The sequence below is a fragment of the Tardiphaga sp. 768_D3_N2_1 genome, from assembly GCF_052076105.1.
GTDB lineage: Bacteria > Pseudomonadota > Alphaproteobacteria > Rhizobiales > Xanthobacteraceae > Tardiphaga.
In genome coordinates this window covers 4,573,732-4,597,282 of sequence record NZ_CP197245.1, presented here as the reverse complement: position 1 = coordinate 4,597,282, position 23,551 = coordinate 4,573,732, and the positions used below count along the sequence as shown (strand labels likewise).

The window sequence follows — 23,551 nt, the reverse complement described above, 5'->3', positions numbered from 1 at the left end:
GATCTAGACCGTTTCATCGACAGGCGGCGTCAGTTGATTGGTTGATTTGGAAGCCCCCTTCACGCGCTCGCGCAGGCGCTGGAAGGTCACGTAGAGCATCGGCACCATGAAGATCCCGATCGAGCTCGCGGCGAGCATGCCGGCGAAGACGGCAGTGCCGACTGCTCTGCGGCTCAGCTCGGCGGCGCCGGTTGCGATCACGAGCGGTAATAGACCAAGGATGAAGGCCACCGAGGTCATCATGACCGCACGGAAGCGCATATGTGCGCCCTGGATCGCCGCGTCGTTAAGCGCCACGCCCGCTTCGCGTTGCTCCTTCGCAAATTCGACGATCAGAATGCCGTTCTTGGCGGCAAGCGCGATCAGCACAACGAGTCCGATCTGCCCATAGAGATCGAGATTGAGGCCCGCGAGCTTGATGCCGATATAGGACCCGAGCACGCCGACGACGACCGACAGCAGCACCGGGATAGGGATGATCGTGCTCTCATAGAGTGCGACCAGGAATAAATAGGCGAACAGTACGGCAAGTGCGAGCACGATACCGGTCTGACCGGCAGCCTGTTGCTCCTGATAGGCGGTGCCGGTCCATGCGAAACTGTAGCCCGCAGGCAGCACCGCATTGGAGATGTCCGACATCGCCGCAATCGCAGTGCCGGACGAGACGCCGGGCGCCGGACTGCCATTCACCGTCACCGAGCGATAGTTGTTGTAGCGGGTGATCACCTGCGGTCCGGTGACGATCTTGATGCCAGCCAGAGACCGTATCGGCACCATCTGGCCAGTATCGTTGCGCAGATAGATGCGCCAGATGTCCGAGATATCAGCGCGGTCGAACGCTTCGCCCTGAACGTTGACCTGCCAGGTGCGGCCAAACCGGTTGAAGTTGTTGACATAGATGCCGCCGAGCGTCGCCTGCAGGGCGGTGAAGATGTCGCTGATTGTCACTCCGAGCGCCTGTGCCTTGCGGCGGTCGATGTCGAGATAGATGGATGGATTGGTCGCGGTGAAGGTCGAAAAGACGCGTGCAAGTCGTGGATCGGCGTTGGCAGCGCCGATCAGCGCGCCCGCGACACTGGAAATCGCGGCCGGACTCTGTCCTTCCAGTGCCTGGAGCTGGTATTCGAACCCGCCGCTGGTGGAGAGCCCGATGATCGGCGGCAAGTTGAACGGCAGTACGTTGGCCTGTCGAATCTGCGACCCGGCCGCGAAGGTTTGCCGGATCAGCGCTTGCGCAGAATCTGTTGCTGCCTTGCGATCGGCAAATGGCTTCAGGCGCGTGACCACCAGCGCGCTATTCGGCTCAGATGCACCGTCGAGCAGGGAAAAGCCGATGACGGCAAGGACGTGATCGACGGCGGGCATCTGCTTCAGGATATCTTCGACCTGTTGGGTGACTTCGCTGGTTCGTGCCACCGACGCGCCGTCGGGCAGTTGCACCGAGGTGAAGAAGGCGCCTTGGTCTTCCTCGGGGAGGAACCCCGTTGGCGTGATCAGCGACATGCCGAAGATGCTGGCGGCGAAGACGGCGATGAGCAGTAGGGATAGGCTCGCCATGCGCACCAGTCGGCGCACGCCGCCACTGTAGCGATCGCGTAACCAGTCGATGCCACCGAGGACACGGCCTATGATGCCGCGCCGAGGGCCGGTGTGACGCAGGAACAGCGCGCACAATGCAGGCGATAGCGTCAATGCATTCAGTGCTGAAATCATCATGGCGGCGCTGATCGTGACTGCAAACTGACGAAACAGTGTGCCAGAGATGCCGGGGATGAATGCGATCGGTACGAACACGGAGAGCAGCACCAGCGTGATCGCAATGATCGGCGCGGTGATCTGCGTCATGGCCTTTTTACTGGCCTCGGCCGGCGATAGATCTGGTTCTTCCTCCATCACCCGCTCGACGTTCTCAACGACGACAATGGCGTCGTCCACGACGATGCCGATGGCGAGCACCATAGCCAGCAGGGACACCGTGTTGGCCGAATAGCCCAGCACCAGCAGGACGGCGAAGGTGCCAATCAGGCTCACCGGAACGGCAATGGCCGGGATCACCGTGGCCCGGAGATTGCCAAGGAAAAGGTAAACTACGATCACAACGAGGACGAAGGCCTCACCCAGTGTCCGCAGCACCTCCGTGATTGTATCCCGCACAAAGCTCGTGGAGTCGTATTGCACGAGGTAGCTGAGCCCGGTTGGAAATCGCTTGGACAGGCGCTGCATCGTAGCCGCGACCGCCTGCGCGGTGGTTACGGCATTGGCGCCCGGTGCCAGATAGATCGCGATCGGCACCGCCGCGCGCCCGTCGATCCGCGCTTCGCTATCCAGGTTTTGCGCGCCCATTTCGACACGGGCGACGTCCTTCACCAGCAGTGATGAACCGTCCGGATTGGCGCGCAGCACGATATTGGCGAATTGATCGACAGTGGCGAGCCTGCCGAGGGTCTGTACGTTGAACTGGAATTGCTGGTCGTCGCTGATCGGCCGCGCTCCGATGCGACCGACCGGCGCCTGGACACTTTGCGTGCGGATCGCGGCGATGACATCCGACGGTGTGAGATTGAGGCTGGTGAGCCGCTGTGTATCGAACCAGATTCGCATCGAATAGTTCATCTTGGCGAACAGATTCGCCTGACCGACGCCCGGCGTACTCGCGATCGCATCGAGCACGTTGATGATGGCGTAGTTGGTGATGAACAGCGGATCCTGCTGGCCGTCGGCGCTGTAGAGCACGAGGAATTGCAGAATCGATGAGGATCTCTTCTGTACCGTTAGCCCCTGCTGCTGCACTTCGGTCGGCAATTGCGACAGGGCACTCTGCACGCGATTGTTGACATTGACGGTGTTGATGTCGGGATTGGTGCCGAGGGCGAACGAAACCGTCAGTGTGTAGCTGCCATCATTGGCGCTGGTTGATTTCATGTAGAGCGCGCGGTCGACGCCGATAATCTGCGCCTCCAGGGGCTGGGCGACGCTGCTCTCAACGACCTCGGCGGAAGCACCGGGGAAGGTGCCGGCGACCGTGACCTGCGGCGGCACGATGTCCGGAAATTGCGCCACCGGAATCTGCATCAGCGCCAGCGCGCCGGCGATGGTGATGATGAAGGCGATCACCATCGCAAGCCGCGGACGATCGATGAAGACGGCAGATATCATGGCTTGTTGTCCACCGGGGGCGTCTTGCCGGAGGCGCCGCGATCCGCTTGCGGAGTTGCGTCGCCGGCGGCCGCCTTCATACTCGACGTAATCTGCGGGCTTGCCGGTCCCGGCGATACGGCCTGACCAGGGCGAGCCCGCTGCAGGCCCTCGACGATCACCTTGTCGCCAACGGCAAGGCCGCTGATGACGGAGGCGATGGTTGGAGTCGATTGCCCGAGTTGGATACGGCGCTGCTCGGCCTTGTTGTCGGGACCGACCGCGAGAACGTAATCGCCCTGCTGGTCGGAAAGGACCGCCGAGCGCGGGATCGCCAGCACCTCGATCGGCTGGACGCCTTCGAGCACGACAGTGACGAATTCGCCGTCGGTCAGCTCGTGAACTGTAACGCCCGCCACGGACGGGGCACGTAGGATAGGATTGACGATCTCGCCCCGCACGGTGATCGTGTCGGTGTTTTGCGCAATAGTGTTGTCGACGAAGTTCAGCTTGCCGGATTGGCCATACATGCGGCCATCAGGCAGCCGGAGCCTGATCACCACTGCTTCCAGGCCGCCTTGCGGCCCGTATCGTTCGCGCAGTTCCAGCCCCTGGCGCAGAGACACCGGGAAGGTGACATACATCGGGTCCTGGCTGACGATCGTGGTCAATATGCCCGAGCTTGGACCGACGACGTTACCTTCCGTCACGGCCGTGCGTCCGATCTTGCCGTCGATCGGCGCGCTGATGATGGTGTAGTCGAGATTGATCCGGGATGCCTGGACCTGTGCCTCAGCGGCCTGGACCTGCGCTTCGAGGCTGCGCTGGTTCGCGACGGCCGCGTCGTATGTCGACTGTTGCCCTGCTGGCCCGCCGAGCAGGGTGCGCGCGCGTTCTGTCGTCAGTTTGGCATTCTCGAGTGTTGCCCGGAGTTGCGCCACCTGCGCCTGCTTCGATGCGAGATCGGCTTCGAAGGGACCACGCTCGAGCTGGTAGAGCTGATCGCCTTTCTTGATCTCGGCGCCCTCCTCGAACAGGCGGCGTTCCAGAAACGCAGTGACGCGAGCGACGACGTTGACCCGATTGATCGCCTCAATCCGCCCGAGGAATTCGCTGGTCTCGGTGATCGGTCGTCTGGTCGCTTCGATCACTCCGACCGCGGGCGGACCGGCCGGAGCTGGCTGGGTCAAGCCCGCTCCGCCGGTCGTAATCGTGACAAGGCTCGCCGCGAGCAGTCTGAACGAGACCTTGGCAAGGTACATCTTGCACTCCCTGCCCCGAGTTCGGAAAAGAACTGCAGGGCCAGTACTCTTCGAAGACCTGCTAGACCTCGCTCACTCTCGCGGAGGCCGATTGCTGTGTGCAGACTCGTCGTAACCCTTGCGATGGGTGTAGAATATGAGCGTGATCAGGCCGCACCCGGCCACGAGAGCCAGTATGGCGGCAACTCCCATGATGATATTGCCGTAAAGTGGCATTGATGGCGCCGCTCGCCATACCGATACGCAATACCAGGTTGCCCCAACGAGAAGAGCTGCCAGCACGGCGGCAAGAAGCCATCGGTTCTTGCTGCGCACGGTTCCCTCCATCACTTGGGTAAGAGCTTGCGCAGTCTTCATGATAAATCTGCCGCTGATGAATTGGATTGCGAGAGGCGTTCCTAGTCCCACCGCCATCCGCAATGACGACGACCGCGACTCCACCAGCAAACCCAGCGACGCCTGCGCGGCCGCGGGCGACCCCAGCCGGGGGCAGGGCCCCAATCGGGAGCGCCCCAACCTGGAGTGCCCCAGCCGGGAGCGGCGCCCCAACCGGGCGCGCTCGCTGGTCCCCATTGCCATCCGCATCGGCGACGACCGCGATCCCACCAGCAAACCCAGCGGCGCGTGCGCGGTGCCGGCCGACCCCAGCCCGGGCCAACTCCCCAGCCGGGCCCCCAACCGGGAGCAGGCTGCGGTCCCCACCACTGGGCTTGAGCCGCAAGGTCAGACGGTTTGCCGGCTAGACCCAGATCAGGTGGGACCGGCATCGCTTCCGCAGTCTCAATGAAACGAGTCCCGATGGTGCCGATCGCCGCGGCGGCAATAGCATTCTGAGCAAGTGCCAGGAAAGCTCGGCGGGTGGGAGTCTCCATCGTCATCTCCTCTTTAGTTACGCAGTCCTCCGCACGGATTGAACCGCATAGAGCAACCACGCCAGGCCATGCGAAATCAGGTCGACGCCAAGCAGGAATCCCAGCGCCCAGACGCTGACGGTGGGAAAACTGAACAGGATCAGAGCGCCGGCGACCAATCCGAAGATGCCGGAGATCAGCATCATCCAGCCGTTCTGTCGCCAATGCGCGAAACTCAGCAAGCACCGAATGGCGCCTGACGCGAGCAGCATGGCGCCGAGGAAATAGGTCAGGATCAGGGCGCCGGACGCCGGCTGCGTGAGTAGCACAAGTCCGAAAGCGAGATAGAGCGCGCCAAGGATCATCTGCCAATGGAAGCCGCCCCATCCCCTGGTCCAGAACGCATGTATGATCTCGAACGCGCCGACTGCGATTGCCGTCAGCCCGATCGGTTTGACGCTGATGATGGTCGCAAACGCGACGTCGCCGAGTGCGAGGATTCCGGCGGCGATCATCACGATGCCGAGTAGCGCGCACGCCCAGAGTGGAGGTGGACCCAGGGCCTCGATGCCGGACTGGCGATCATAGACTGTCATGCCAAGCTCCTGATCCGCGTGATGATCGGCAGCCTTTGAATGGTATCTTCCGATCCGCAATGTCGACATCCGACAAAACCCTGAGCGACGGGGCGGGAATGTCCCCATACATTCAACTGGGGCTGCGTTGGTCGCGGCCACCTATGGGGTCGTTGAAACTCTGCTGGTCGATACTGACGAGGGGCATTCGCCCGAACAATCTTTCAAAGCCGCGGTAATCACGGTCGTCAAAATGAACCAAACATCGTTCCCAGTATAAGCACCGCAGCAAGTGCAATGATGCAGGTGACGATCACGGTCATCACCATATCGAAATAGCTCTCCTTGTGGGTCAGCCCGCTGATCTGAAGCAGCAACAGGACTGTGCCATTGTGTGGCAAGGCGTCGAGCGTACCAGCGCCAATCGTGGTCACGCGATGCATCAGCGCGGGATCAATTCCGTGCTCGGCGGCGAGCTGCATGAAGGTGTCGCCAAGTATGTTGAGCACGATTGCCATTCCACCAGAGGCGGTTCCGGTGAGTCCGGCGAGCGCGTTCACGGCGATCGTGAGAGAGATAAGGGGGCCGCCGCCAACCGAGAGTAACGCGTCACGCACGTCTGCGAATGCGGGCAGAGCTGCAACGACAGCGCCGAAGCCAACGAGACTGGCAATCGTCAGGATCGGTAACACGGAGGAAACGGCACCGGCATCCAGACTTCCGCGCAGCGCCGGGAAACGCCTGAAGTTGAAAACAATGACGGTCAGAGTCGCAGCCGCGAGCGCAATAACAACCGACCAGACGCCGGCCACCGCTCCGATCGTGGTCTCACCCCATGCCTCTTTGGCCAAGAAGGAAAAATCCAGCCGCGGGAGGACAACCAGCGACATCAGGAAGTTGGTGCAGATGACGACAGCGAGCGGCAATGCGGCGATAACAATGGGCGGCAGGCTGGCGCTGTGCCCACCATGCTGAATTTCCGCTGGATCAAAATCACCGGCCGCTGTCGCCTGTACGCGAACCGTCTCGTCGATGGCGGGAGACTCTTCCGCACTCTTGCCATAACCCTCGCCGGCTTTACGTGCGGCCGCCTCTGCGCGGCGAAGCCACCACATGCCGATAACCATGATGATGATCGATGCGATGATGCCCAGACCGGGCGCCGCGAAAGCGGTTGTGCCGAAATACGGCATCGGAATGGCATTGTTGACGGACGGGGTTCCGGGCATTGCCGACATCGTGAACGTGAACGCCCCGAGACCGATGGTCGCCGGCATCAACCGGCGGGGAATGTCAGCGGCCCGGAACATTTCCTTTGCCATGGGGACCAGCACGAAAAAGGCAACAAAGACGCTGACGCCGCCATAGGTAACCACCGCCGAAGCCAGCACCACCGAGAGCATCGTGCGGCGTGTTCCCAACCGTTCAGTCAGGAAGCGCGCGATCGAGGTGATCGATCCGCTGTCGTCCATCAGCTTGCCGAATAGCCCGCCAAGCAGGAACATGGGAAACCACTGCGTAACGAATCGACCGGCACCGCCCATGAAGGTCTGCGTCCAATGCGCGAGAAGCGGCTCGCCTGAAATTGCAGCAGCCAGGAGGGCAGCCACCGGTGCTACGATGAGTACGGTCCACCCTCGATAGGCAAGCCACATCATCAAAGCGAGGCCGAGCAGTATTCCGACGAGTCCCATGGTTCAGTTCTCCACCGGCAACAATTTGAAATCCGAGACGTGCCAACGTCCGGGCTTGTCCTGGAGCACTATGAAACCTGGGTAAGACATGTGTGCTTCCAAAAAGAGATCAGCTTGCGCGCGTTGCGGCGGCTTCGTCTGTTGCGGTCGATGCTGGCTCGAAACATTGGCGTGGAAGAAGGAAGATCCATGTGACGAGCACAAAAGGCGCGGTAAGCGCAGGGATGGCGAGCGGCGTCAAGGCAACGTTCAGTGCTGCTTGCGCGATGACCGTAACCAGCGTGCCCAGCATGGCGTAGATCGCTATGCGCCAGCTCGGTCTGTAGAACACGGCACCGAGCGCAATCGCCGTCAGAACGGGGCTGAAACCGAGAAGGCCGCCGGTGATCAGTTCGCTTTCCGCGCCGAAGAGGTGGGCCGCCAGAACTGCCAGTATCGCGCCGGCGAGAGCAAATGCGGCGGCCGCCAGTGAGTTCACGGCCAGGCCAACGAGCAGCAGAAGGGCGGCCACACTGTTCGCCTTCAGGAAGACCTGTGAAATGCTTTGAAGCACACCCTGCAGGAGGTCGATCAGCTTGAGTGGGCTAGCCTCGTAGGATTGAAACGCAACGACAACGTCGCTGGCCGGTAGTGCAGCTCCTACGAGGCCGGAAAATCCATACGTGGCCAACAGAAGGAGCCACGTCGTGAGCACGAATGGAAATGTGAGACTGGAGAGCCCCCATGGTTTGACGGCATTGGCAGTCCCGAGCATGGCGATGACCGAAACTGGCGCCCCCAACACCACATAGACCCACATGAGTGCGTTCGGAGATAGAAATGTCGCCAACGCAAGTCCGACAAGGATGCCGTTATATCCATAGAGCCCCGAATGGAGCGACGCTCTGTCAGCGTTAAGCCATTGGGCCGTTAGATTTGCCACGACAACAGCGACGACGCCGGCAATGGCCACTCGGGGAACACCAGCTGCGTATGAACCCCAGGCGATCGCGACCAGAAAGAGAAGCCCGGTTAGTGGATTGTCCTGAAACATGACTTGCCCGATGCTGCGCAAATTGATGTCCATGAACCGCACTATTCCTGACGAGGCGGACAGGCTTTCCCACTTTCCCGGGATCTCTTTCATTGTTGGCTCCCTGAACGTGTCGGCACCTGCTGTTGGAGATCACCTGCTGTAACCGTCGATCCGCTAGCGCCATAGATAGGGCGGAGGTAGCGCGGCGCCGATGATCTCCTGACGTACCACGCTCCAGAACTCGCGTACCTTGGCTTTCACCTGCGCGGTTTCGCGGCCAAGCACCTTGAAAATCAGGCCGGCGTCATTGGGCAAACGACAAGCACCGAACGCAACACCCTCGGCAAGATTTATATCGGCTCCCGCACGCTCGTGGATACGGTCTGCCTTGTCCTTGGGGGCGCACAGGATCACGTTGGCGAACACATCAAAGGAGTCCATCACGCCGGTCTGCCGCATCACATATCGCCGCGGCTCGATCACGAGCTTCTCTGCGAATAGGGAACGACCGTCGGGACGTGCAGCTGCCGTCGATATCGAGAACACGGTTGCTCCGAAGCACTCGTCCGGATGATGGTGCTTTCGGCCGGGTTGAATAATCTCCGAAAGAAGCAATGTGGCCGATGGGGCGATGGAGATTTGTGTATCGCTGATAAACCGCGAGTGCCGGTGCGGGATCACAGGATCGGGAAGAAATTCAAGGTATGCGTCATCCGCAAGTGTAATAGTTTGGCTTTGCGCCGCATAGTTGGCGTCCATCGCATGGATCTTGGTCGCTGACTGGGAGGTGATGTGTGCTTGCGCGCGCGGATGAAGGATGATGTCCAGAGCGAGTCTGTCTCCCTGCAGCAAGCAGCCCGTGGTGGTGATCAGGAACACGTAGGCCAAACCTGGCATTTGTTCGTCGCAATGCAACGCGCGCTGCACCATGTAGGGAGTCCGGCGTTCCAGATTTGCCAGGATCGTTTCACCGGAGCGGTGCTCGAAGCCCAGACGGAGGAAACCTGTCTTGCCCACGGTGCCACTGCTCATCTGCTGTGGCTCATCCTGGAACGCGGCAAATTCCGGTGCCGATGCGCCGAGTGTTTCGGCGCGTGTCCAGGGAGGAAAGGCCGCCGGTATCATGCGGAACGCCGTGCGCGCGGGGTGATGTCGAACAGAAATTCCCGTTCGATCAGCGCGACCAATTCCGGAATGCCTTCCCCCGTCTTGCAGTTCGTGAACAGGAACGGCTTGGCACCGCGCATCATCTCCGAGTCCTGCTTCATCACCTCAAGGCTAGCCCCGACATGGGGCGCAAGATCTGTTTTGTTGATCACCAGGATGTCGGAATAGGTGATCCCGGGGCCGTTCTTGCGAGGGATCTTGTCGCCCGCGGCGACGTCGATGACATAGATGAAGTAATCTACCAGCGCGGGCGAAAAGGTCAGCGTCAGGTTATCGCCCCCGCTTTCAATCAGCACGACGTCGCTATCCGGAAAGCGCCGTTCCATATCCTCGACCGCAGCGAGGTTCATGCTTGGGTCTTCGCGCACCGCTGTATGGGGGCAGGCACCCGTCTCCACTCCGATAATGCGTTCCTGGAGCAGAATACCCTTGAGGGTGCGCTGAACATGCTTGGCATCTTCAGTCGTTACCACGTCATTGGTGATGATAAGCACCTTGATGCCAAGGTCGAGCAAACGCGGTGTAATGGCCTCGACGATCGCGGTCTTGCCTGACCCGACAGGGCCGCCGATGCCGATACGTGTGATGTTCTTCGACATCCGCAGCTCCCTTCAATATCAGCTCATGAACAGCCGGACATGCGCCTTGGTATGAACGGCGGCCAGAATATCCGTCAGCGGCGCAAAACTTGCCATGTCCGAAAGCCGCGCCGCTGCGGCGGTCTCGTACATTCCTGTCGCTTGTCCGGTGAGCTCGTAGAGAATCGTCTGCGTGTCGATGTGACTGACTTTCATCAACCGCAAGGCCGCGCCGAGGATCGTCGTCGCAACGCCATACTGATGCACGACAAACGCCTGGCTGGCCGGCAGATCCTGTACGGCAAAATTGATCGCGAGGGCTATCGGGTAGCAGCCGGGAGTGACAGACTTTTCGATCAATTCACGCCAGGTGCGAAGCAGCGGCGCGCCCACCACCTCCACACCCATCTCCGTGAACTTCTTGCCCATGCGAACCGACATCGTCCGCGCTTCGTCTGAAAGCTTGCGGGCGTATACCTGCGCATCGATTCGGGTGAGGGTGTCGACATCGCCGGCGGTTGCTGCGCGATGCGCGGCGATCAGGGCGATGCCGTCACCCCGCGCCGCCTGTTCTAACGCGGTGCGCGCGAACGCTCGAAGCGTTGCCACGTTGATGACGACACCTTTCTGAATGGCGGATTCCAAGCCGGAGGAAAATGCGAACGCGCCAATGGGAAACATCGAGTCGCCAAATTGCAGTATCCGCGAGAGAAATGCGGCGCTGCCCGGTGCATCAACGCCATCATTCGCGATGGTCATGCGCGGACCTCGCCGTTGCCGACGATGTTTGTCCCTGAGTTCCCGAGTGGGCATGGACATGCATCGGTGGATGTCCGTATACGCGGCCGCTCCCGGACTCGATACCGGCATAGCTTTCGTGCGTGTGGGAGTGCACCGGTCCTTCCGCGCCACCGAAGAGCCTCCGCGATTCATGTGGAGCGAGATAGGGAACAACGTCTCGACCGGATACGAACTCGTAACGGATTCCCTCAAAACGGTGTGTATTCATGACGGACGCCATCACCTTACGATCGACGGTGAGCGGGACATAGACGACTGTGTCCTTGACTAGCGCCGGCCAATGCTGATTTCCCATCGCGTGTCCTAGTTCAACACATGTCCGCATTGCCACTTCGCGAGTGAGGCTCATGAGTTCGTCCAGATGCACGATCATCACGTCACGCAGCTCGATTCGTGCAACGAGTGCCGAGAGCGCCTGGGCGTCCCAGAGCAGCACATCTCCATCGCGGATATGGGTGCCGCGGTCGATCGAGACTGCGATCTCCAGCCCCTTTGCAGTCGTCTTGCGGAAGCGGCTCTTCTGCGCTTCCCATTGGTCGATCTCCAGCAAGTCCGTATTCGCAGCAGACAAGCGCTCGGCCCATTCGCGATCGCCGATATTGCCCAGAACGGTCTCGATGAGAATCATGGTGAGCGCCTTAACTGAAGAAATACTTCTGGTTTAGCGAGATCGTGGTCAGGGGTTTCACGGTGGCGTGCTTGCCGTCGACGGTCACGGCGAAAGTTTCCGGGCTGACTTCAATTTTCGGCGTCCCGGCATTCCGGACCATGTCGCGCTTGCCGATGTTGCGCACGTTTCGCACCGGCATCACCTGCCGGTGAAGCCCCAGCCGCTCCTTGACCCCTGCAGCATGAGCGGTGCCGGAGACGAATGTGATGCAGTTGGCCGCCAACGCATGACCGTAGGCCCCGAACATGGGCCGATAGTAGGTGGGCTGCGGCGTCGGCAGCGATGCATTCGGATCGCCCATCACTGCCCAGCTAATAAAGCCGTTCTTGATGACGAGCTTGGGCTTGGCGCAGAAAAACGCCGGCTCCCACAGGACGAGGTCGGCGATCTTGCCGACTTCCACCGAGCCCAGCACGTCGGCAATACCATGCGTGATTGCCGGGTTGATGGTGATCTTCGCCACGTAGCGCAGCACCCGGAAATTGTCGTTGCCGGGCGCATCCTCCGGCAGCTTGCCGCGCCCGGTCTTCATCGCATCGGCGGTCTGGATGCAACGCAGCCAGCATTCTCCGATGCGCCCCATGGCCTGCGAGTCGCTCGAGAACATCGAGATGACTCCGAGGTCCTGAAGGACGTTTTCTGCGGCGATGGTTTCAGCCCGGATGCGGCTCTCAGTGAATGCAACGTCTGACGGGATGTCAGGGCTGAGGTGGTGACACACCATGATCATGTCATAGAGCTCCGCCTGTGAATTGATGCCATAGGGGAGCGTGGGATTGGTCGAAGATGGCAAGACGTTAGGAAGGCCGGCGATCTTGATGATATCCGGAGCGTGGCCGCCGCCGGACCCTTCGGTATGAAACGAATGGACCGTCCGCCCCTCAAATGCCTCGATCGAATCGTCGACGAAGCCGGATTCGTTCAGCGTGTCGGTATGGATGCATACTTGAGTATCCGTCTCGTCTGCGACGGTGAGCGCGGACCGAAGCACCGCCGGGGTGGTGCCCCAGTCTTCGTGACATTTCACGCCGACCGCGCCGGCCTCGATCTGTTCAAGCAGGGCCGCTTTGCCGTGTCCGTGGCCCTTGCCGAGAATGCCGACATTGAGCGGCCAGTTTTCGAATGCGCGTAACATCATGCTGATGTTTCCGGGACCAGACGTGACCGTCGTCGCGTAGGAGCCGTCCGAAGGACCGGTACCGCCACCGATTAATGTCGTCGTGCCGTTTGAGAGCGCCGCTTCCGCCTGCTGCGGAGAAATGAAATGGATGTGTGTGTCGATCCCGGCGGCCGTCAGGATCAGATGCGAGCCCGAGATGGCATCGGTGGCGAGGCCGATCTCCAGGCCAGGTGTAACCCGATCCATTGTCTGCGGGTTGCCAGCCTTGCCGATTGCGCTGATACGACCGTCCTTGATCCCGACATCCGCTTTCACGACGCCCAGCATCGCGTCGATCACGGTCACGTTGGTGATCACGAGGTCGGGAGCACCGTCCGCCCGCGTCACCTGGTTGTCCATGCCCATCCCCTCACGCATGCTCTTGCCGCCGCCGAAGACGAGCTCGTCGCCATAGCCGCCGCGTAAATCGCGCTCTATTTCGACAAACAAGCCCGTATCGCCCAAGCGGATGCGGTCGCCCGTCGTGGGGCCGAACAGGCCGACATATTCTTGTCGAGACATCGTAGGCATGGTGGCCTCATTCAAGATTTTCTTTTCGACGCGACCTCATGTCTTAAGTCGAGCGGAAGCCTCGCTTCTTCGCCTCCGCCACCGCTTTGGATTTAACCGTGGCGGCGTCCTTGCCTGCGGTAGGGCCATCGACGAGATTGTTGAAGCCATAGACGGCGCGCTTGCCGCCATAGGGAACGAGTTGAATCTCGCGCTCGTCACCGGGCTCAAATCGCGTTGCCGTCGATGACGGAATGTTCAGGCGCAACCCGAAGGCCGCTGCGCGATCGAATTCCAGCGCAGGATTGACTTCAAAAAAATGGAAGTGCGATCCGACCTGGATCGGGCGGTCTCCCGCATTGCGTACCTTGAGCGTCGTCACCGGACGATCGGCCTCGAATGTAATCGCCACTGAACTGCATATGTAGCCGCCGACAGGTACAACCTTTGTCGCCGGGTCGACATCTTTGGCAACAGCGGGCCCCACCTTTGGTCCAGCCATGCTGACCTCCTGTTAAGCGTTAGGCACTCACTGGACAGGCGTGTGCACCGTCACCAGGCGGCTGCCGTCGGTGAACACCGCCTCGATCTGCACCATTGGAATGAGATCGGCGACGCCATCCATCACATCAGCTTTGGTGAGGGCGGTGCGTGCGTCCTTGGTGACGTCTTCGATTGTTTTTCCGGCACGTGCGCCATCGAGGGCGACCGCTGAGATGACCGCGACGGCTTCGGGATAATTGAGCTTGAGGCCTTTGGCTCTTCGCTTTAACGCGACATCTGCCATCATGTAGATGAGCAGCTTGTCGAACTCTCTCGGAGTGAGCTGCATGCAATCCTCCGCGCTCTGTCTGCCTGGCTTGCTTTACTTGGGGGAAAAGCAGGGGCACGACCGAGCTAATTGGCTGTCGGTTCCATGAAGTGTTAGAAGCTCCATGCAACGACGTTTACCCGACAGTAGGTCCCTACAATTGGATGCGTCAATCAGGGTTCTCCCCCGGTCTTCCATCGGAATCACCCTGATGGACCAGCTGTCACCGGCGGACGTATGGTCCGGGCTATCGGTGCGGAGGTTCTTCGCTCCGATGCTATCTTGAAACGTGCGAATGACCGGAGACGCCCTGAACGTCGTGTCCTTCCTCTTTCTCGGCTTCTTCCTTGGGATGAGGCATGCGACCGACGCTGACCACGTGATCGCCATTGCGACGATTGTCAGCCGCGAGCGCAGCGTGGCGGGCTCGGCGCTGATCGGCGCTGCCTGGGGCGTCGGGCACACCGTCACGGTCATGGCAGTCGGCGCGGCAATCATCGTGTTCGGGGTCGTCATTCCGCCGCGGCTCGGCATGTCGATGGAATTTGCCGTCGGCATCATGCTCGTCCTGCTCGGCGTTCTCACCTTGAGAGGCATGTTGAGAGGTATGGGCCGCACGGGCGGCGAGACCCATGTGCATGCCGGTACTCCTCACAGGCATGAGCTCAATGTTCACGATCACCTCCATGCGCATGGCGACTACTTGCATCGGCACGCGCACGGTCACGGCCCCGGCGCGCACGGGCACACCGATGAGCGCACGCCGCTGGCGCGGTTTGACCGCAGTGGGCTTGGCCGGATCGCGTTCTATGACTGGCTGCGGCCTTTCGTGGTCGGCCTCGTGCACGGCCTTGCCGGATCGGCTGCCATCGCCCTGATGATCCTCTCGGTCATCCGTGAACCGGTCGCCGCGCTCGGCTATCTGCTGCTGTTCGGGCTCGGCACGGTTATCGGAATGATGCTCATCACATTGATCCTGTCGGCGCCGTTTGCGTTCACGGCTATCAATCTCCCCAAAATCAACTGGCGGTTACGCGTGGCATCGGGCGTGTTGAGCTTCTCCTTCGGGGTGGTCCTGATCTACGGCATCGGCTTTGCCGAGGGCGGCCTGTTCACCGATGCGCCGATCTGGGAATCCCATTGACCTGGCGGACGGTTTGGGATCCGTTGACGGATTTCTCGACTGCTGCGCACAAGACTATCTTGCAGCTGCATTCCGCAGTGCGGCAGCGATCGAAGTACTGCAGATGGTGACAGATACATAACGCTCGTTCACTCGCAGCTATAGAAATCCTTCAGAAATCCAAAAATACACTTACCTTGCCTGCCGGGTTGGAATACCCTTCAACCACAGCGTGCGCTGTGCTTCACGCATGTTCTGTCGATGAAACGTTGAGCTAAGTTCGACGAAAGACTTCGATAAGAGGGCGAGATGAACAAGACCCTTGCACACAAGTCCGGTCGGTTCGAAGAAACAAGCGAGACCGATCTGCGCGCGATCCTGGACCAGGTCTCTGATTGCTACCTGACGGTGGATGCCGACTTCAGAATATCGGCGATGAACGCAGCGGCCGCGCGTTGGGTCGGTCAGCCGGTCCAGAACGTACTCGGAAAATATGTGTTCGATGTGTTCGCAGAGACGGATCCGGCCGATCGGGCCGCGCTGATTGATCTTGTCGAAAGTCGTGAGAAGCGCAGGGTTGAGATTTCCAGCAAGACGCATCCGGGCTGTCGGGTGGAAGCGGATTTTCTGCCATCCGGTCAAGGGACCGCCGTCCTCTTCCGCGATGTCACCGATAGAAAAGCAGCGGAACTGGCCGGAGAGAAGGCCAGGGACCTTCTGAACTCGGCCCTCGACGCGACGTCTTCCGAGATCGCGATACTGGATGAGGAAGGGCGCGTCCTTGTCGCGAACCGGGCTTGGCATCGATTCATGACAGATACTGGAGGATATCTGCCGGACAATGGAATCGGTGAGCACTATCTCGATATCCGGGACCTGCATCCAGTCAAACCTCAACTACTCGCTTTCCGGTCCGGCATCAGGTCCGTGCTTACTGGCGAGACGCGGGAGTTCGGCTTGAACTTCAGGACCAAGGTGCGCGGCGGCTACCGCAGCTATCGTCTCCGTGCGTCTCGGATGGAGGTTCGGCGCTGGCGTCGCACTCTGATCTCGCGGGACGATGTGACCGAACTGGAAACAGCACTTCACGACGTGGACAACCTTGCCGTTCGCCTGGTCAATCTGCAGGAACAAGAACGCCAGCGGTATGCGGCGGAACTGCACGATTCCACAGTCCAGCATTTGACGGCGGCGAGCCTTAACTTGATGTCGCTGCGCGATCGAATGCCGGCGAAGGAGTTGGATCGCATCTTGGAGACTGTGGAGGAATCGGTTTCCGAGGCACAGCGGGAGATCCGATCGGTGAGCTATCTGCTCTACCCCCAGGCTTTGGACCAGGACGGGCTACGCCCCACATTATCCCGTTTTGCTTCCGGCTATTCCGACCGCACTGGAATAGCTGTTAACCTGCGCATCTCGGGTACTCTCGACGGTCTGCCGCTCAGTCTGAAGCGTACAGTGCTTCGGATAATACAGGAGGCGATGGCTAATGTGCATCGGCACGCGTATGCGAGCGCGGTGCATGTCGGCGTCGCGGTGGGCGCAAGACGGATCTCGCTGGGCATCGCTGACGATGGCGTAGGAATCGCGCGCGACGTAGAAGGAAAGCTGGCGAAATCGGGTGTCGGTATCTCCGGCATGCGGGCTCGCGCACATCAGTTTGGCGGCTGCCTGAAAATCCGCTCATCGGGCAAGGGCACAGTGGTCTTCGTGCGCATTCCGTTGTCCTCGGCGACCGCAGTCCTTCCGGCTGCCTAGCAGTGCGCGGCATTTCGGGGAGCCGGCTCTGTTTTTCAGGGTTTATACGAATACGGGGAACACCTGGATCTCGCTAATCTCCGTGCCTCGCGGCCCTAATCGGAGGTCGGCTTGCTCAACGGCCCGCCAGCGGTTCGCATTCTGATCGCGGACGACCATGATGTCGTCCGATCGGGTCTGCGCTCGATTCTGGAGCTTCGCGCCGGATGGGAAGTGGTCGGCGAGGCGGGCGATGGAAGGACGGCGCTCACGATGGCACTGGCACTCAAGCCGGATATCGTGATTACGGATTATTCGCTTCCCATGATGAACGGCGTCGAAGTCACCCGCCAGGTTCGGTCACGTCTCGATCGGACCGAAGTCTTAATGTTCACGATGCACGATACGGACGAGATCATTACGCAGGCGCTGGCCGCAGGCGCCAAAGCTTTCCTCCTGAAATCGGACGCGAAACAATACCTTGTCGCCGCAATCGAGGCGCTGGCGAACCGCAAGCCATTTTTTACGGGGCGTTTGTCGGAACGTATGTTGGATTGCTACTTGGCAAAGAAGACCGACAAAGCGGCTCCCTTGCTGACACCGCGTGAGCGTATCGTCGTTCAGTTGATCGCGGAGGGGAACAGTAACAAGGAGATCAGCGCGCTATTGAACGTCAGCATCAAGACTATTGAATCGCAGCGTTCGACGGCGATGAAGAAGATTGATGCGAATTCGACAGCGAGCCTTGTGCGTTATGCAATCCGGAACAAACTCATCGAGCCATGAGCGATGCCATTAGCGCCTCGCCAGCAATACGACCACAGCTATGGCGAGCAGGAGCGATAAGCCCTTCCAGACCATGTTCGGATTGCGCTCCAGGAGCGGCACGGTCGGAGGATTGAGAAACTCCGCCTTCGGATTGCGCAGGTCGTAAATATACTCGGAGAGTTCGTCATAGCGCTTCGCCGGGTCGGGATGTACGGCCTTGCGCAACACGCCGTCGATCCATTCCGGCACATCGCTGGCATTGTCGAGCAGCGATCGATAGCGCAGCTTGCGGTGCTGTGCGGCAGTCGTCGCTTTCGCAACCTCCGCTCCATAAGGCAGCGTCCCGGACAGCATCTGGTAGGTAAGGGTCCCAAGCGCATAGAGATCGGATTGCGATGTGGCGCGCTTGCCGAAAAACAACTCGGGTGCGGTGTATTGCGGCGTGCCGAGAATGTCGCTGTGCTTGCCGGGTGAATCGGCTTCGGCGACGCCATTAACACGGGTCGAGCCGAAATCGATGATCTTCACCGTGCCTGTCCGGTCGATCATGATATTGTCTGGCCGGATATCCTGATGGAGCATCTCCATCCGATGAAATGCCTGCAAACCGCGTGCGATCTGCTCGGTGATGCCGCGCACGGTTTCCAGGTCCGGCTTCGGATTGTCGAGCATCCACTGCTTCAGTGTCTGGCCTTCGATGAATTCGGCGACGATGTAGTGGTAGTTGCGCTTACGCAGCTGTCTGCACGGCTTCAGCACATGCGCGCTGTCGATGCGCCGCGCCACCCACTCTTCGATCATGAATCGCTTGAGATAGACCGGGTCGTCGCGCAGATCGATTGACGGAATCTTGATGACAACTTGCTCGTCGCTTTCGATGTCGACCGCGAGATAGATGTGGCTGCGGCTGCTGCCGTGCAGTTCGCGTATGATCTTGTAGCCGTCGAACACCGCGCGGGCTTCGAGCAATGGCGGTGGAGGTAATTGCGGCATCAAAATGTCGCTGGCCTCGCCATGCGGCACTGCATCGATTCGCACGATCTGCACGGTGAGGTTATCCGGGCTGTTCTGCGCATAGGCCTCATCGACGATCAACTTCGCGGCGGCGTCGAGATCGTCGGCGTGATCGGCGATCGCCGAAGTGACGAAACGCGGGCTGACGAAATCATAGACGCCATCGGTGGCGAGGATGAAGACATCGCCGTTGTCGATCTGCAGGGCCTGATAGTCGATCTCGATTTGCGGGTTCACGCCAAGCGCGCGGGCGAGGTAGCTCTGCTCGGATGAGACCACGACGCGGTGGTCGGTGGTGAGCTGCTCCAGTGCGCGGTCGGATACGCGATAGATGCGGGAATCGCCGACATGAAAGATGTGCGCTGCACGTGCGCGTATCACCATTGCACTCAGCGTGCAGACATAGCCGCGATCCCTATCGTAATGGTACCGGCCACGCTGCGTCTGGGATTGTAGCCACGAATTGGTTGCGGCGATGACGCGCTGCGCCGATGTCTTCACCGACCAGGATTCGGATGTGCAGTAATAGTCGGTGAGGAACGATTTGACCGCAGATTCGCTGGCTTCGCCGCTGACCGCGCTGCTGCTGATGCCGTCCGCGACGACGACGGCAATGCCCTTGAGGCTCAGGAGCGGCTCGGTCGGAATCAGGGCGCCGTGGAAATCCTGATTGGTGTCCTTGCGGCCCTTGTCCGAATATTGGCCGATCGAGATCGTCAGTTCACGCGGCATGGGGCACGGCACTAAAAGGACGCCCCGGCCGGAGAAGCCGGGGCGTCGTTGCGAGGATTGTGGATCGGCCTAGCGGGCGAGACTAGCAGCGCGCTTCGGAGCTGTCTTGATGTGGGTGGCATATAGCGTCAGACCGGTGAAGGTAAGGCCGCCGATGAGGTTGCCGAGCACGGTCGGAATCTCGTTCCAGATGATGTAATCCATGATCGTGAACTTGCCGCCGAGCATCAGGCCGGCGGGGAACAGGAACATGTTGACGATCGAATGCTCGAACGTCATCGCGAAGAAGACCATGACCGGCATCCACATCGCGATGACTTTGCCGCTGACGGTCGTTGAAATCATCGCGCCGACCACGCCGGTTGAGACCATCCAGTTGCAGAGCATACCGCGGATGAACAGCGTCAGCATGCCGGCTGCGCCATACTGCGCATAGCCGAGGGTACGACCTTCGCCGATATGGCCGATCACCTGACCCACCTTGTCCGGCGGTGTCGAGAAGCCGAAGGTAAACACGATTGACATCATGACGGCGACGACGATCGCGCCCATGAAGTTGCCGATGAAGACGAGCCCCCAATTGCGCAACACGCCGCCGGCGGTGACGCCGGGGCGCTTGTCAATCAACGCCAGAGGCGTCAGCACGAAGACGCCGGTCAGGAGATCGAAGCCGAGCAAATAGAGCATGCAGAAGCCGACCGGGAAGAGGATCGCGCCGATGATCGGATAGCCTGTCTGCACCGTGACGGTGACGGCGAACACGGCGGCGAGCGCCAGGATCGCGCCGGCCATGAAGGCGCGGATGATGGTGTCGCGCGTGGACATGAAGATCTTGGATTCGCCGGCATCCACCATCTTGGTCACGAATTCTGAAGGGACGAGATAGGCCATTATCTGAAAACTTCCTTTGGGAGTGAGGTGGTGTGATGCGGCGCGAGCCTACGGGGCGGCGGCGACGCTCATGTTGAGATAGATGCGGCCGTTCTCGAGCTTGACCGGGAAGCTGCGCGCGCAGCCCTTGTCAGCACCCGAGGCTTCGCCATCATCGAGATTGATGATCCAGTTATGCAGCGGGCAGGCCACCTTGCGACCGTGCACGATGCCTTCGCTAAGCGGGCCGCCCTTGTGCGGGCAGCGATTTTCCAGCGCGAACACCTCGTCGCTGGCAGTGCGGAACACCGCGATCTCGCGCCGCGGGGTCTTCACCGTGCGCGCGCCGCGTTGTGGGATCGCGCGCAGTGGGCCGACGTCGAACCAGAATTCGTTGGATGGGACCATTGTCATGTTCATTCTGCCGGGACGGCCATGATGGAGTTGATTGCTGCAAGCGGCGTAAATTCATGCTGTTCGCGGCCGGCGGCGCGTTCTGCCCACGGGTCCCTGCGGACTGCGCGTTGCGATTTCTCGAAGCGCGCCAGCAGAGCGCGACGGTTGTCGGCGTCGTCCATGATCGCCGCGCGGACCTTGTCGAGGCCGACATTTTCGACCCATTTCCAGACGCGTTCGAGATAGCCCGCTTCCTCGCGGTACATCTGCATGAAGGCGGCGATGTATTCGATCGCCTCGTCCTCCGTATCGACATGGCCGAGCAGATCGGTCTGGCGAACATGCAGACCCGCCGCACCGGCGATGTGGATGTCGTATCCGGACTCGACGCAGATCACGCCGATGTCCTTCACCGTGGATTCCGCGCAGTTGCGCGGGCAGCCGGAGACGCCGAGCTTCACCTTCGCGGGCGCCCACGAGCCGCACATGAAACGTTCGAGCTTGACGCCGAGGCCGGTCGAATCCTGCGTGCCGAAGCGGCACCATTCGGAGCCGACGCAGGTCTTCACCGTACGGAGGCCCTTGGCATAGGCCGCGCCGGAGACGAGGCCCGCACTGTTGAGCTGCGCCCATACTGCGGGCAGGTCTTCCTTGCGCACGCCCAGCAGGTCGATGCGCTGGCCGCCGGTGACTTTCACCGTCGGAATCTTGAAGCGGTCGGCGACGTCGGCAATGGCACGCAATTCGTCAGGTGTGGTCAGGCCGCCCCACATGCGTGGCACGACGGAGAAGGTGCCGTCCCTCTGGATGTTGGCGTGAACGCGCTCGTTGATGTAGCGCGATTGCGCGTCGTCGGCATATTCACCCGGCCAGGCGCAGAGCAGATAATAGTTCAGCGCCGGGCGGCAGGACGGACAGCCGCAGGAGGTTTTCCATGCCAACTCCTGCATCACCGCGGGGACGGACTTCAACTCCTTCGAGAGAATGAAGCCGCGGACTTCGCTATGGGTGAGGTCTGTGCATTTGCACATCGGCTTGCGGCCGGCGGCGGAGTAGCTATCGCCGAGCGTGGCTGCGAGCAGCGATTCCACCTTCGACGTGCACTGGCCGCAGGAGGCCGATGCCTTGGTGCGGGCGCGCACATCGTCGAGGGTGGTGAGGCCGTGGGCGGTGATCGCCTGCGTGATCGCGCCCTTGCACACGCCATTGCAGCCGCAGATTTCGGCGTCGTCCGACAATGCTGCGACAGCGGCGACCGGATCGAGGGCTACGCCGCCCTGATAGGCCTGGCCGAGGATCAGCGCGCTGCGCATGGCGCTGATATCGACGTTCTTTTTGAGCAGGTCGAAATACCACGAGCCGTCGGCTGTATCGCCATAGAGCACCGCGCCGATGATGCGGTCATCGCGCAAGACGACACGCTTGTAGATGCCGCGGGCAGGATCGCGCAGCACGATCTCGTCCTTGACGTCGCCCTCAGCGAAATCGCCAGCGGAGAACAGATCTACGCCGGTGACTTTCAGCTTGGTCGAGGTGGTCGAACCGATATAGCCATCCACGGTCTCGCCGGCGAGCGTCGCCGCGAGGGTCTTCGCCATGTCATACAGGGGCGCGACAAGGCCGTAGCACTGGCCGCGATGCTCGACGCACTCGCCGACTGCATAGATGTTGTCGTCGCTGGTCCGCAGATGGTCGTTCACGACGATGCCGCGCTTGACGTCGAGGTCGGCGAGCTTGGCGAGCACGGAGTTCGGGCGGATGCCGACCGCCATCACGACGAGATCGGCCGGCAGGGTCCGACCATCGTCGAGCCGGACCGACTCGACGCGTGAGTCGCCGAGGATGGCTGCCGTGTTGGCTCCGGTCAGCACCTCGATGCCGCGCGCCTCGATCGCCTTTTGCAGCAGATAGGCGGCGTTCGGATCGAGTTGACGCTCCATCAGTGTTGGCATCAGATGGATGACGGTCGTTGTCATGCCGCGCATGGCCAGGCCGGCTGCGGCCTCGAGGCCGAGCAGGCCACCGCCGATGACGACAGCGTGGCCGCCCTTGCCGGCTGCATCGAGCATCAAGTTGACGTCGTCGAGATCGCGATAGGTGACGACGCCGGGCAGTTCCGCACCGGGGACCGGAATGAGGATCGGCTTGGATCCGGTTGCGATAATCAGCGTGTCGTACGCCTCGATCGCGCCGGATTCTGTGGTAACGGTTTTCGCAGCGCGATCGATCGCGATGACGAGTTCGCCGCGTCTGAGATCAACCTTGTTGGTGGCGTACCACTCATCGGTGTGGATCAGAATGTCGTCATATGCCTTCTCGCCGGAGAGCACCGGCGACAGCATGATGCGGTCATAATTAACACGCGGCTCCGCGCCGAACACCACAACGTCGTAACGGTCTGGTGCGCGCGCGAACAACTCGTCCATGACGCGGCCGGCGGCCATGCCATTGCCGAGGATGACGAGCTTCTGCTTCTTTGCGTTCGGTTGATCGAGCATGTGCAAACCTGTTTGGACCGCTGCCGATCGGAAACAGGGACTCGCTCACCAAGCCCGGTAGGGATGGAGTCACGATGACCGCTTCGCACCTGACAATCAGGAAGCGAGCTGTGTCCCTGCGCCTGAAACCAACAGCGGTTTCAGCATCCGGCGGACGGCGGTCATCATTGACGTTGCTAGCACTG

At 60.7% G+C, this 23,551-nt stretch carries 20 protein-coding genes; 3 read left to right on the top strand and 17 right to left on the bottom strand.

The annotated features are described in order from the left end of the window. Nucleotides 1-3 precede the first annotated feature (3 nt). From AB8A27_RS21540 to AB8A27_RS21480, 13 genes are all read right to left on the bottom strand, one after another. A complete protein-coding gene (locus AB8A27_RS21540; protein WP_441243669.1) occupies nt 4-3,156 on the bottom strand; it encodes an efflux RND transporter permease subunit in 3,153 nt (1,050 codons plus the stop codon). After that, nucleotides 3,153-4,397 carry an efflux RND transporter periplasmic adaptor subunit gene (locus tag AB8A27_RS21535; RefSeq protein WP_441243668.1) on the bottom strand — a complete coding sequence of 415 codons (1,245 nt, stop codon included), beginning with the start codon at nt 4,395-4,397 and terminating at the stop codon, nt 3,153-3,155. The genes AB8A27_RS21540 and AB8A27_RS21535 overlap by 4 nt, the downstream gene beginning before the upstream one ends. 72 nt (nt 4,398-4,469) lie before the next feature. Next, nucleotides 4,470-4,754 carry a hypothetical protein gene (locus AB8A27_RS21530; RefSeq protein WP_441243667.1) on the bottom strand — a complete coding sequence of 95 codons (285 nt, stop codon included), beginning with the start codon at nt 4,752-4,754 and terminating at the stop codon, nt 4,470-4,472. A 532-nt stretch (nt 4,755-5,286) separates the two neighbouring features. Further along, the gene (locus tag AB8A27_RS21525) at nt 5,287-5,844 is read right to left on the bottom strand and encodes an HdeD family acid-resistance protein (protein WP_441243666.1); all 558 of its coding nucleotides are present in this window, start codon (nt 5,842-5,844) and stop codon (nt 5,287-5,289) included. Nucleotides 5,845-6,071: 227 nt separating this feature from the next. Further along, a complete protein-coding gene (locus AB8A27_RS21520) occupies nt 6,072-7,517 on the bottom strand; it encodes a GntP family permease (protein ID WP_441243665.1) in 1,446 nt (481 codons plus the stop codon). Between the two features lie 109 nt (nt 7,518-7,626). Next, nucleotides 7,627-8,643, bottom strand: coding sequence for an urea transporter (gene yut, locus AB8A27_RS21515; RefSeq protein ID WP_441243664.1), 1,017 nt, complete (start codon nt 8,641-8,643; stop codon nt 7,627-7,629). A gap of 63 nt (nt 8,644-8,706) precedes the next feature. After that, the gene (locus AB8A27_RS21510) at nt 8,707-9,657 is read right to left on the bottom strand and encodes an urease accessory protein UreD (protein ID WP_441243663.1); all 951 of its coding nucleotides are present in this window, start codon (nt 9,655-9,657) and stop codon (nt 8,707-8,709) included. Continuing rightward, nucleotides 9,654-10,298 (bottom strand): urease accessory protein UreG, encoded by a 645-nt coding sequence (ureG, locus tag AB8A27_RS21505; RefSeq protein ID WP_441243662.1) that lies wholly within the window; start codon nt 10,296-10,298, stop codon nt 9,654-9,656. Before ureG ends, AB8A27_RS21510 begins: the two co-directional genes overlap by 4 nt. An 18-nt stretch (nt 10,299-10,316) precedes the next feature. Next, the gene (locus AB8A27_RS21500) at nt 10,317-11,036 is read right to left on the bottom strand and encodes an urease accessory protein UreF (protein ID WP_441243661.1); all 720 of its coding nucleotides are present in this window, start codon (nt 11,034-11,036) and stop codon (nt 10,317-10,319) included. Beyond that, the gene (gene ureE / locus AB8A27_RS21495) at nt 11,020-11,706 is read right to left on the bottom strand and encodes an urease accessory protein UreE (RefSeq protein ID WP_441243660.1); all 687 of its coding nucleotides are present in this window, start codon (nt 11,704-11,706) and stop codon (nt 11,020-11,022) included. Before ureE ends, AB8A27_RS21500 begins: the two co-directional genes overlap by 17 nt. A gap of 10 nt (nt 11,707-11,716) precedes the next feature. After that, the gene (locus tag AB8A27_RS21490; protein WP_441244978.1) at nt 11,717-13,438 is read right to left on the bottom strand and encodes an urease subunit alpha; all 1,722 of its coding nucleotides are present in this window, start codon (nt 13,436-13,438) and stop codon (nt 11,717-11,719) included. Between the two features lie 43 nt (nt 13,439-13,481). After that, the gene (locus AB8A27_RS21485) at nt 13,482-13,919 is read right to left on the bottom strand and encodes an urease subunit beta (RefSeq protein ID WP_441243659.1); all 438 of its coding nucleotides are present in this window, start codon (nt 13,917-13,919) and stop codon (nt 13,482-13,484) included. A gap of 27 nt (nt 13,920-13,946) precedes the next feature. After that, nucleotides 13,947-14,249, bottom strand: a complete 303-nt coding sequence (locus AB8A27_RS21480) for an urease subunit gamma (RefSeq protein WP_441243658.1) — start codon at nt 14,247-14,249, stop codon at nt 13,947-13,949. A 274-nt stretch (nt 14,250-14,523) separates the two neighbouring features. Between AB8A27_RS21480 and AB8A27_RS21475 the strand changes: the two genes are divergently transcribed. The 3 genes from AB8A27_RS21475 to AB8A27_RS21465 all read left to right on the top strand — a co-directional run bounded on the left by AB8A27_RS21475 (nt 14,524) and on the right by AB8A27_RS21465 (nt 17,874). Next, the gene (locus AB8A27_RS21475) at nt 14,524-15,372 is read left to right on the top strand and encodes a hypothetical protein (protein WP_441243657.1); all 849 of its coding nucleotides are present in this window, start codon (nt 14,524-14,526) and stop codon (nt 15,370-15,372) included. 288 nt (nt 15,373-15,660) lie between these two features. Further along, nucleotides 15,661-17,109 carry a PAS domain-containing sensor histidine kinase gene (locus AB8A27_RS21470; RefSeq protein ID WP_441243656.1) on the top strand — a complete coding sequence of 483 codons (1,449 nt, stop codon included), beginning with the start codon at nt 15,661-15,663 and terminating at the stop codon, nt 17,107-17,109. A gap of 111 nt (nt 17,110-17,220) precedes the next feature. Continuing rightward, a complete protein-coding gene (locus AB8A27_RS21465; RefSeq protein ID WP_441243655.1) occupies nt 17,221-17,874 on the top strand; it encodes a response regulator in 654 nt (217 codons plus the stop codon). Between the two features lie 9 nt (nt 17,875-17,883). Here the strand turns inward: AB8A27_RS21465 and AB8A27_RS21460 are convergent, their stop codons facing one another. The 4 genes from AB8A27_RS21460 to nirB form a co-directional block, all read right to left on the bottom strand. Beyond that, entirely contained in the window at nt 17,884-19,602 is a 1,719-nt protein-coding gene (locus AB8A27_RS21460) for a protein kinase domain-containing protein (protein ID WP_441243654.1), read from the bottom strand. 69 nt (nt 19,603-19,671) lie between these two features. Continuing rightward, the gene (locus AB8A27_RS21455; protein ID WP_441243653.1) at nt 19,672-20,493 is read right to left on the bottom strand and encodes a formate/nitrite transporter family protein; all 822 of its coding nucleotides are present in this window, start codon (nt 20,491-20,493) and stop codon (nt 19,672-19,674) included. 48 nt (nt 20,494-20,541) lie between these two features. Beyond that, nucleotides 20,542-20,886, bottom strand: a complete 345-nt coding sequence (gene nirD, locus AB8A27_RS21450; protein ID WP_441243652.1) for a nitrite reductase small subunit NirD — start codon at nt 20,884-20,886, stop codon at nt 20,542-20,544. Between the two features lie 2 nt (nt 20,887-20,888). Further along, complete coding sequence (gene nirB / locus AB8A27_RS21445; RefSeq protein ID WP_441243651.1) at nt 20,889-23,366, bottom strand: nitrite reductase large subunit NirB; 2,478 nt, start codon at nt 23,364-23,366, stop codon at nt 20,889-20,891. Nucleotides 23,367-23,551: the final 185 nt, after the last annotated feature.